The sequence below is a fragment of the Rheinheimera sp. genome, from assembly GCF_020217005.1.
GTDB lineage: Bacteria > Pseudomonadota > Gammaproteobacteria > Enterobacterales > Alteromonadaceae > Pararheinheimera.
Genome location: NZ_JAIWOI010000270.1, coordinates 1 through 10,000, shown reverse-complemented (window position 1 = coordinate 10,000; position 10,000 = coordinate 1). Strand labels below are relative to the sequence as shown.

At 44.6% G+C, this 10,000-nt stretch carries 12 protein-coding genes; 5 read left to right on the top strand and 7 right to left on the bottom strand.

Translation table 11 applies throughout. From position 1 onward, the window contains the following. The 5 genes from LDL40_RS13205 to seqA form a co-directional block, all read right to left on the bottom strand. The coding region (locus LDL40_RS13205; protein ID WP_300995840.1) for an FAD-binding oxidoreductase at positions 1–1,004 on the bottom strand (1,004 nt) is incomplete at its 3' end. Positions 1,005–1,126: 122 nt separating this feature from the next. Beyond that, complete coding sequence (locus LDL40_RS13200; protein WP_300995839.1) at positions 1,127–1,435, bottom strand: hypothetical protein; 309 nt, start codon at positions 1,433–1,435, stop codon at positions 1,127–1,129. Between the two features lie 202 nt (positions 1,436–1,637). Next, positions 1,638–4,133 (bottom strand): glycogen/starch/alpha-glucan phosphorylase, encoded by a 2,496-nt coding sequence (locus LDL40_RS13195; RefSeq protein WP_300995838.1) that lies wholly within the window; start codon positions 4,131–4,133, stop codon positions 1,638–1,640. Between the two features lie 155 nt (positions 4,134–4,288). Then, positions 4,289–5,935: a phosphoglucomutase (alpha-D-glucose-1,6-bisphosphate-dependent) gene (pgm, locus tag LDL40_RS13190; protein WP_300995837.1), complete on the bottom strand. Its 1,647-nt coding sequence runs from the start codon at positions 5,933–5,935 to the stop codon at positions 4,289–4,291. Positions 5,936–5,944: 9 nt separating this feature from the next. Further along, entirely contained in the window at positions 5,945–6,511 is a 567-nt protein-coding gene (gene seqA / locus LDL40_RS13185) for a replication initiation negative regulator SeqA (protein WP_300995836.1), read from the bottom strand. Positions 6,512–6,631: 120 nt separating this feature from the next. Between seqA and LDL40_RS13180 the strand changes: the two genes are divergently transcribed. The 4 genes from LDL40_RS13180 (at position 6,632) to fldA (ending at position 8,484) form a co-directional block, all read left to right on the top strand. Continuing rightward, positions 6,632–7,393 (top strand): alpha/beta fold hydrolase, encoded by a 762-nt coding sequence (locus LDL40_RS13180; RefSeq protein WP_300995835.1) that lies wholly within the window; start codon positions 6,632–6,634, stop codon positions 7,391–7,393. A gap of 63 nt (positions 7,394–7,456) precedes the next feature. Next, positions 7,457–7,654, top strand: a complete 198-nt coding sequence (locus LDL40_RS13175) for a DUF2788 domain-containing protein (protein ID WP_300995834.1) — start codon at positions 7,457–7,459, stop codon at positions 7,652–7,654. 14 nt (positions 7,655–7,668) lie between these two features. Next, positions 7,669–7,941, top strand: a complete 273-nt coding sequence (gene ybfE, locus LDL40_RS13170; RefSeq protein ID WP_046521060.1) for a LexA regulated protein — start codon at positions 7,669–7,671, stop codon at positions 7,939–7,941. Positions 7,942–7,953: 12 nt separating this feature from the next. After that, entirely contained in the window at positions 7,954–8,484 is a 531-nt protein-coding gene (gene fldA, locus LDL40_RS13165) for a flavodoxin FldA (RefSeq protein WP_300995833.1), read from the top strand. Positions 8,485–8,533: 49 nt separating this feature from the next. On the opposite strand, the gene LDL40_RS13160 is transcribed toward fldA, so the two are convergent. Then, positions 8,534–9,001, bottom strand: coding sequence for a DUF4442 domain-containing protein (locus tag LDL40_RS13160; protein WP_300995832.1), 468 nt, complete (start codon positions 8,999–9,001; stop codon positions 8,534–8,536). Positions 9,002–9,154: 153 nt separating this feature from the next. Between LDL40_RS13160 and fur the strand changes: the two genes are divergently transcribed. Further along, entirely contained in the window at positions 9,155–9,595 is a 441-nt protein-coding gene (gene fur / locus LDL40_RS13155; RefSeq protein ID WP_053426054.1) for a ferric iron uptake transcriptional regulator, read from the top strand. Positions 9,596–9,622: 27 nt separating this feature from the next. Here the strand turns inward: fur and LDL40_RS13150 are convergent. Next, the coding region (locus LDL40_RS13150) for an ADP-ribosylglycohydrolase family protein (protein WP_300995831.1) at positions 9,623–10,000 on the bottom strand (378 nt) is incomplete at its 5' end.

The following is a 10,000-nucleotide window of genomic DNA, read 5'->3' as shown; positions in this document are numbered from 1 at the left end:
TCTTTGACCTGATGCCAAATAATATCGTTACGGGCTAAATCCAGTACTTTGCTATCGACAGTTTCGACTGAAGTTGCCTTAGCGGCCACTAAAAATGGCGCATTTCTAAGAGCACTTTCAAAGCTGTCGTACTTCACGTTAACCAAACATTTGTATTTGGCTATCGGCGTGATATTGAGTTTGGCCTCCACCACAAAACCCAAAGAGCCTTCAGAACCCGTTATAACGCGGGATAAATCAAACTGAGTTAAATCCTCGTTAAACACATGCTCTAAGTCATAACCTGTTAAAAAGCGGTTTAAACGCGGAAAGGTTTTTAAAATATCAGCACGGAAATCGCGGCAACTGGAGAGTACCTGCCGATAGACCCGGCCAATGCTGTCCTGCCGCTCTGCCAACTGCTCTGCCTGAGCTATCGGCATCACATGAGTATGCAGCGCCGTGCCATCAATCAGTACAGTATCGAGGGATAACACGTGGTCACTGGTTTTGCCGTAGACCAAAGAGCCCTGACCTGAAGCGTCGGTGTTGATCATGCCGCCTATAGTAGCGCGGTTTGACGTAGATAAATCCGGCGAAAAGAAAAAGCCATAAGGTTTTAAAAAGGCGTTCAGCTGATCTTTAATCACGCCAGCCTGCACCCGCACCCAACGTTCTTCGACATTAATCTCAATGATTTCACGCATATGGCGGGATAAATCCACTACCACAGCAGAAGTTAAAGCCTGGCCATTAGTGCCTGTGCCACCACCTCGTGGTGTAAATTTGATGGAGCTAAAACTTGATGTCTGAGCCAGAGAACAAATCAGCTGCACATCAGCAGCAGATTTAGGCAATAACACAGCGGCAGGTAGTTGTTGATACACAGAGTTGTCTGTGGCTACAGCTAAACGGCTGGCATAACTGACTTCAATATCGCCGGAAAAACCAGCAGCTGTTAAAGCCGTGACATAGACCTGGACCTGAGGATCAGTTGTTTCGGTTGCAGTTAACTTCGGTATCATAAGACGCACCAGATTTAGAACTGGGCCGAGTATACCAAAGCGCAAGATGGATGGTCAGGGCGTTAGAAAAAAATTACAACCTTTCCAAAGCCCTGCTTTGCTTACATTTGTGAGTGAATTGCTTAGTGGTCGCTTTTACGTTCCAACACTTCGCCTTCAATCACCCGGCCAGAGCCCTCTGACGAACGGCTTTGCTGTTGTTGCTGGGCCTGTTGGAAAAACGACTTACCTTGTTTACGTAGCTGATGTCTTTTGTATAAAAACACCGGGATCAGTAACCAGCTCAGCATCAGTACAAAAAGTAATACGCCCATGGCAAACACCAGCATGATACCGGCGACCAGCCATAGCAGCACACGGCTAAGGAAACTACCCTGCTGTTTCTGACGGAATAAAGCCTGCCATTGCTGGGCTTGCTGTTGATAATTCATTCATTGCTCTCTTTAAAACGCCTGTTTATTGGCTCTGTAAACTTAATGGGGGTGCGAAAACAATTTCCCAATGCCTTCTAGGACTGCAAATTGTAACAAATAGTTCAGAGGCTCCTTTTTTGTCGCACTGTTTGTGTTCTTCATGCCAAATATAAAGCCCACCGAAGTGGGCTTTGATGTGAAGCGGTTAACTTAAATCGGCTTATTGCTGGCTAATTTTACAAGAATCCAGATTCCAGACTTTTGCTACATAATCTTCAATAGAACGGTCTGATGTAAATTTACCCATCAGTGCAGTATTCAGGATGGCTTTTTTTGCCCAACCTGACTGATCGCGATACCAGGCATCGATTTTTTCATGAGCCTTCACGTACGACTGGAAGTCTGCCAGAACTAAGTATGGATCACCCCCTTCCAGCAAACTGCGTTTAATAGCTGACAACTCACCGGGCTTGCCTGGTGTAAAGTAGTCAGTTTCCAGCCAGTCCAAGATAGCTTTGATTTCAGCGTCCTGATAATAATAATCCCAGCTGTGATAACCTTTGGCTTGCAGAGCTTTGACCTCGTCCACAGTTAAACCGAAGATCGAAATATTCTCCGGTCCAACTTCCTCAGCAATTTCTATATTGGCGCCGTCCAGCGTACCTACGGTTACAGCACCATTTAATGCCAGTTTCATATTACCAGTACCTGAGGCTTCTTTACCTGCAGTAGATATTTGCTCAGATACGTCAGCGGCAGGGATCATCTTTTCTGCCAGGGTGACACGGTAATTAGGCATAAAGACCACTTTCAAACGGTTTTTCACTCGCTTATCGTTATTGATCTTTTCAGCCACCTTATTAATGGCATAAATAATTTCTTTTGCCAGTTTGTAACCCGGGGCGGCTTTAGCGCCAAACAGAAAAACGCGAGGCACCATATCGTAATCCGGGTTTTGCAGAATACGACGGTACAATGCCAGAATATGTAACAGGTTCAGATGCTGACGTTTGTATTCATGCAAGCGTTTGATTTGAATATCAAAAATTGCGTGCGGGTCGATACTAATATTAGTCAGTTTTTTCACAACCGTCGCTAAATCAGCTTTGTTTTGCTGCTTAATCGCCATAAAAGCGTCCTGGATGGCAGGGTCATCAGCAAACGCAGCAAATTTACCGAGTTGTTTTAAATCGCGTGGCCATTCGTCACCAATGGTTTCATCCAACAACTTGGCTAATCTGGGATTACAAGCTTTTAACCAGCGACGCGGCGTAACGCCATTGGTCACATTGGTAAATTTATCCGGCCATAACGCAACCATTTCTGGGAATAAGTCGGATTTAACCAACTCCGAGTGAATTTCTGCCACACCATTGACACGGAAAGAGCCAACCACAGACAAATGGCCCATACGTACCATGGGCTCATGGCCTTCTTCGATGATAGATAGCTTACGTTTTTTATCGTTATCGCCAGGCCATAATACATCCACCTGCTCCACCAGGAAACGACGGTTAATTTCGTAAATGATTTCCAGGTGGCGTGGTAATACTTTTTCGAACAAGCGTACTGACCACTTTTCCAGAGCTTCCGGTAACAAGGTATGGTTAGTGTACGCAAAAACGTTCTGACAAATATTCCAGGCTTCGTCCCAGCTCATTTCAGCACGGTCGACCAAAATACGCATCAGCTCAGGAATAGCTACCGCTGGATGGGTATCATTCAACTGGATTGCCACTTGGTCTGAGAACTTACTCCAATCATCGCCATTAGCACGTTTGTAACGACGAATAATGTCTTTCAAGGAACAAGAACAGAAGAAGTACTGCTGAATTAAACGCAACTCTTTACCAGCATCAGTTTCATCGTTTGGATAAAGCACTTTAGAGATGGTTTCAGCTTCGATGTTCTGGCGTGCAGCGTCGATATAACCACCTGAGTTAAATACGTCCCAGTTGAAGAAGTCGCTGGCACGGCTTTCCCACAGGCGTAAAACGTTGACTGAACTGCCCTGATAACCCACGACCGGAATATCCCAAGGCACACCTTTAATGATACGACCAGGGTGCCATACCTTTTTCATTTTGCCTTGCAAGTCATAAGTGGTTTCTACGTAACCGTAGACTGAAATTTCCTGAATAGACTCAGGACGGCAAATCTCCCACGGGTTGCCATATTCACGCCAGCTGTCCGGACGCTCGATTTGACGACCATCTGAAAACTCTTGTTTGAACAAACCATTTTCGTAATGAATACCATAACCTATGGCTGGATAATTTAAAGTCGCCATGGAGTCGATAAAACAAGCAGCTAAACGCCCTAAACCGCCGTTACCCAAGGCCATATCTTCTTCTTGATCTTCCAGATCAGCGATGTTCAGGCCAAGCTCAGCCAGGGCGCTTTTTGCTGCATCATAAACGCCCAAATTATGCAGGTTGTTACTGAACAACCGCCCCATCAGGTATTCAAGACTGAAATAGTGCACCGCACGGGTATTTTGTTGGTAATGCGTACGCTGGGTATTACGCAGACCATCGTAGACGTATTCGTTAATAGCAGCACAAGTTGCACGCCACCAGGCCTGTGGACTGGCTTTATTCACATCAGTCCCAAGACTGCCGTGCAAATGTTTTATAATGCTGTTTTTTAATTCTTCCGTGCTCGGAAGGTCCGCAATAGCTACTGACGCTTTTGCTTTAGTCGAAGTTTTTTTCATTGCCAAATCCCGGTTTTTTTAGCGGTGAGCCGCTTTTTTTTATAACTATAGTTGTAGAAAAATTACAAAAACGAAGGGCAATAGTCAAGAAATAGCAGAAATAAAGCCTGCTAACGTAATTTTATTACAACACGCTAACAGGCTGTTTTCGAGGCTTAAATTGCAGAGAAAACCGCATCCACAAAGGCTTTGGCGTCAGATTCAAGCTGTATCAAATGGTGCTGATCAACGAAACTTTCCAAATAAATTTTGTAACTATTTTCTGTACCAGAAGGTCGTGCAGCAAACCAGCCATTCTTAGTAACGACCTTTACACCACCTATATTAGCTCCATTACCCGGTGCTTTTGTCAGCACCGCAAGAATTACATCACCGGCTAATTCAGTTTGTTTTACACTGCTGACATCAAGGTTTTTCAATGCGGCTTTTTGTTCTGCCGAGGCTGATGCGTCCAAACGACGATATAAGGGCGAACCAAACTCTTTGGTCAAAGACTGATACTGCTGATAGGGGTCAACTCCGGTTTTCGCCAGCATTTCTGCTGCCAGCAAACCTAAAATAAAGCCGTCTTTATCTGTTGACCAGACAGTGCCATCAAACCTCAGAAAACTAGCTCCTGCACTCTCTTCACCACCAAAGGCAACTGTGCCCTTGTGCAGTCCCTCAACAAACCATTTAAAACCGACAGGTACTTCGTAAACCTTACGACCACGGCCTTCGGTGACTCTGTCGATTAACGCTGAAGACACCAGAGTTTTACCTATCAATAAATCTGCCGACCAAAGCGGTCTGTTACTCAACAAATAGTTTATTGCCACTGCCAGATAATGGTTTGGATTCATCAACCCCCCACTTCGGGTCACTATTCCGTGGCGGTCAAAATCAGGATCATTACCTATAGCAACGTCAAATTGATCTTTAAGCTGGATCAGGTTTGCCATGGCATAGGCAGATGAACAATCCATGCGGATTTTCCCATCTTTATCCAAAGGCATAAAGCTAAAAGCCGGGTCAACACGATCATTAACCACAGTGATATTCAGACCATAAGTTTTGGCGATCACAGGCCAAAACGCTATGCCGGAACCCCCCAAAGGATCAACTCCTATTTTTATTCCGGCTTTGGCTATGGCAGCCATATCTATAACGTTAGCCAGATCGTCCACATAAGGCTGAACATAGTCGATGCTGACACATAAGGGCGAGGCCAACGCAGCCTCATAACTCACTAACTTGACTTCATTTAAGTGCGCAGCCAAAAGTGCATTAGCGCGCTTTTGGATCCAATCTGTAACGTCTGTATCAGCTGGTCCACCATGAGGTGGATTGTACTTAATGCCACCATCCTCTGGTGGATTATGAGAAGGGGTAATAATCAGGCCGTCAGCCAGCCCCTCGGTTCGGCCTTTGTTATAAGCCAAAATCGCATGAGAGATTACAGGCGTTGGCGTAAAACCACCTGCCTGTTGGATATGCGTTTCTACCCCATTGGCAATCAACACCTGCAAGGCACTCACGAAAGCAGCTTCAGATAGACCATGAGTATCTTTGCCGAGAAACAAAGGACCACTGAAACCTTGCTGCGTGCGATATTCAGCTACAGCCTGAACTATGGCCAAAATGTGGTTTTCGTTAAAGGATTTAACTAAAGCACCGCCTCTATGTCCCGACGTGCCGAAACTCACCTGCTGACTGGCCACAGCCACATCAGGTGTCAAACTGTAGTAGGCTGCCATCAGTTGCGCAATATTAGGTAACATGGCTGCCGGTGCCGTCTGTCCAGCCAATGGATGTAAAGACATAAACTCTCCTTATAGCAAATCGCGGATCCGTTCAACCTCTGCTGAACTGTAGCCTAATTTTGTAGCTACTTCAGTCAGCATCATTTTTTTACGTGTCGTATTGGAATTGGTAATAACCCAAAAATCTGTATTTGGTATTGGCTTAGGGTTTGTACTGCTACCCGCTTCCAATAAACAAGCCTCAGATTGACCAAAATACAATCTGTTACGACCTTTAATTTCGAGTACCTGAGCAAAATCACCGCGATGAGCGCGGGACAGTGCCGATAAAATAAACAAAAAGCGTCCAACCACGCTTTGCTCAGCAGATAAATCCTGTTGGCTAATAAAGTCAAACACAGAGCCAGATTTTTCTGCGGCAGCTGTTGTTACCACAGGCTTTTGTGCCAAAGGCTGAGGTATGACTTCAGAGGTGGCCTTAGTTACAACTTTTGCAGCTGGCACAGCAGGAGCCTGAGCTTCAGTCAGACTAACAATCAGTAAACGGCGCAGAATATCAGAGGCGCTTTCACCAATCTGTTGGGTCTGACTGGCGATAAATTGATAAAGGTCGTCATCTATTTCGATGGTTTTCATGAAGTTATTCCGCGTTTTTAGTGTGAAGCCATTATATAAATACATAGTCGCTGACGCCAGCCAGCAGTTTTGATACCATGCCCTTTGTTGTAAAGTCTGGTCGTTAAGTCGGAAAAAATAATGATATTACATACCGAGATCACAGGCCAAGGTCAAGCTATTGTATTGATCCACGGCCTTTTTGGTAGTTACGAAAACCTTGGCGTAATTGCCCGTGCTTTAGCAGATCAATGGCAAGTGGTTAATCTTGATATGCGTAATCATGGCCGTTCTGGTTGGCACGATAACATGTCCTATGCGCTGATGGCAGAAGATATCAAAGACACTCTGGATCATTTGGGGTTGGATCAAGTTGTTTTGTTAGGCCATTCAATGGGGGGAAAAATTTCAATGGAGTTTGCGCTGCGTTATCCAACAAGGGTCAGCAAACTAATACTGGCGGATATATCGCCGGTGCAAAACAGACCAAGGCACCTTGAAATATTATCCGCTCTGGAAAGTATAAATCTTGATCAGATCCGCAGCAGACAACAGGCTGATCAGCAGCTTGCCTTAACTATCACTGAGACTGGTGTCCGGCAATTTTTACTGAAAAGTTTATATAAAGAAGGCGACCAATTCCGTTGGCGTTTTAATATCAAAGCACTGATCGCCAATTATCAGGAATTATTAAAAGCGCCAGAAAGCAAAGGCCCCTTTACTGGCCCTACGCTCTTCATAAAGGGGGCAGATTCAGATTATTTGCTGCCCGAACATCAAAGCGTGATTTTGCAACTTTTCCCTACGAGCAAAGCTAAAGTTATTATGGGTACAGGTCATTGGCTGCATGCCGAAAAGCCAGTGGCATTCAGTAAAATAGTCACAGATTTTTTATTGAGTTAACGCAATTAATTCCTAATAAAACTGTGCTATAGTGCGCGCAATTTTTTCAGGCTATGGGTCGATATGAGTATTGAGCAGTTTGAGACTCTGGGTCTTTTTCTGGGTATTGGTGCCCTGTATCTGTTTATTGTGATGGCAATTTGGGATGTGTTGAAAAAAAGCAATGCTCCAAGATTTGGCAAGGTTTTTGTCTGGTTAGTGTTGTTTTTGTCGCCTGCAGTTTTTGTTGCTAAGGTGATTTTTGAGTATTTTGTCGAATAAATGAGGTGCGCGACATGGCTAAAATAGCCACAGATCGCACAACCATAGATTTGTTTGCGCATGAAAAACGTCCCGGTCGGCCAAGGACTAACCCTCTGCCGCGGGAAGAACAGTTAAAGCTTAACAAGCGCAATCAAATCAAACGCGATCGAAGTAAAGGTTTAAAGCGTATAGAGTGCAAAGTGTCAGAGCAGTTGTACGAACAACTGAGTCTGTCTGCACAGCAGCAGAATATGACACGTAGCGCCTATATAGAATGGGTTTTAGAACAAGCGTTGACCAGGTAGAAGGCGAAAGTTATGGCAACAGTAGGTATATTTTTTGGAAGCGATACAGGCAACACTGAACATATCGCTAAAATGATTCAAAAAGAGCTGGGCAAGCATTTGTTTGACGTGATGGATATTGCCAAAAGTACAAAGGAACAAATCGCCAGTTATGATTTGTTGCTGTTGGGCATTCCAACCTGGTATTACGGCGAAGCCCAATGTGACTGGGATGATTTTTTCCCTGAGCTGGAACACATCGACTTCAACAACAAGTTAGTGGCAATTTTTGGCTGCGGTGATCAGGAAGATTATGCCGAATATTTCCTCGATGCTATGGGGACTTTACGCGATATTATCGAGCCAAAAGGGGCGATTATTGTTGGGCATTGGCCAACCAAAGGTTATAACTTTGTTGCATCCAAAGCACTGACGGATAACGATCATTTTGTTGGTCTAGGCATAGATGAAGACCGTCAGCCTGAATTGACTGAGCAACGCGTCAAGCAATGGTGTAAGCAGATTTATGATGAGCTGAGCTTAAAAGAGCTGGAAGCTTTATAATTTACAAGGGGCAGAGTCCGGTCTTTGCCCCTTTTTGCCGCTAAATCCTCTAATCTCTGTATTTTGGTTTTTTACGAATATACACCTTACGTTTTACCTCGCAGACCAATTCACCTTTTGTATCCTTCACATGTACAACAAAATCCGGAAAATATTTATTGCCTGCTTCAGTTTGTTGTTTGATATGTTCAAGCTCTAAGTCTGACAGCACAAACTCTGCGCTTAACATACCGCGCCCGGGCGTAATGTAATTAATGTCAGCCTGCTTATCCCACACCATATACTCTTTACCTAAAGCCCCCATTAACATCAAGGGATAAATTGGGTCTGTCATTGCGAACATAGAACCGCCAAATTGACTACTATTGATATTGCGGGTCCAAGCACGGTTTTTTAGTATCACTTTGCAATATCTGTAATCCTGTGCCAACTCCACTACTTTGATGCCAGTAAAAAAAAACGGTGGCCACAAATTTAATAAATGCCGCATCACGGCCGGGTTAAATGCCCAACGCATAAGCTACCTCTGGTAAGACCTCTTTAGGCGAATTCTAACGCCTCGTTCGTGCTTTGTCTGCGCTTTCCCCTCAGCAAGGCGCAGATTTATAGGTTGCTTCTGTCGTTAATGGCCTTATAATCAATTGAAATTCAAGAAAGAGTAGAACTGTCCATGTCAGATCATAATACCGAATTACGTAAAGCAGGCCTCAAGGTCACTTTGCCACGAGTGAAAATCCTCGATATTTTGCAAGATCCTAACCATCAGCACATTAGTGCGGAAGATGTATATAAGATTTTGCTTGAGTTAGGCGAAGATATTGGTCTGGCTACTGTTTATCGTGTATTAAACCAATTTGACGATGCCGGCATTGTCACCCGCCATCATTTTGAAGGTGGTAAGTCGGTATTCGAGTTAAGCCGTATGGATCACCACGACCATTTGGTTTGTTTAAACTGCGGCAAAGTCATTGAATTTGAAGATGACGATATAGAGCGTAAGCAGCTGGAGATTTCTGAGAAAAACGGTATCAAGCTGACACATCACAGCTTATATCTGTACGGTGAATGTGTGGACAAGAAGTCCTGTGAAGAGAACCGTAACACGAAATAATGCATTCGCCATAGGGTAAAAAGCCGGCTACGCCGGCTTTTTTGTGCCCATCAGGATCTGTTCAGTTAAATATTCAATTTCATTCGCCCAGCAACATTCTGGTCGGGGTTGACGCACGCCAAACTGACCTTTTAGAGGCCTGCAATGTGTGATGGCGTTTCTGAGTAGTTCAGGCACCTCTGCCACGCCGTAGCAGGCACCCAATAATGCGCCTGCAACTGCAGCGTTATTGGCAGTATCCCCCCCTCTTTTCAGGGTATCTAAAATGCCGTCCATGTAGTCCTGCGCATACAGCAATTGCCAGATAGCATTCTGAAAACTCAGAAGCACTGCTGAGTCTACCTGTTCAAAATCTTCAGGAGGTACAAACAACGCCTGATCTATGGCTCTGCTAATACGTTTATC

Coding starts and splice junctions, on each gene's coding strand:
- LDL40_RS13160 (WP_300995832.1), bottom strand. CDS start 9,001: ATGCGTTGGGCATTTAACCCGGCCGTGATGCGGCATTTATTAAATTTG.
- seqA (WP_300995836.1), bottom strand. CDS start 6,511: ATGAAAACCATCGAAATAGATGACGACCTTTATCAATTTATCGCCAGT.
- LDL40_RS13180 (WP_300995835.1), top strand. CDS start 6,632: ATGATATTACATACCGAGATCACAGGCCAAGGTCAAGCTATTGTATTG.
- LDL40_RS13195 (WP_300995838.1), bottom strand. CDS start 4,133: ATGAAAAAAACTTCGACTAAAGCAAAAGCGTCAGTAGCTATTGCGGAC.
- LDL40_RS13175 (WP_300995834.1), top strand. CDS start 7,457: ATGAGTATTGAGCAGTTTGAGACTCTGGGTCTTTTTCTGGGTATTGGT.
- ybfE (WP_046521060.1), top strand. CDS start 7,669: ATGGCTAAAATAGCCACAGATCGCACAACCATAGATTTGTTTGCGCAT.
- LDL40_RS13200 (WP_300995839.1), bottom strand. CDS start 1,435: ATGAATTATCAACAGCAAGCCCAGCAATGGCAGGCTTTATTCCGTCAG.
- fldA (WP_300995833.1), top strand. CDS start 7,954: ATGGCAACAGTAGGTATATTTTTTGGAAGCGATACAGGCAACACTGAA.
- pgm (WP_300995837.1), bottom strand. CDS start 5,935: ATGTCTTTACATCCATTGGCTGGACAGACGGCACCGGCAGCCATGTTA.
- fur (WP_053426054.1), top strand. CDS start 9,155: ATGTCAGATCATAATACCGAATTACGTAAAGCAGGCCTCAAGGTCACT.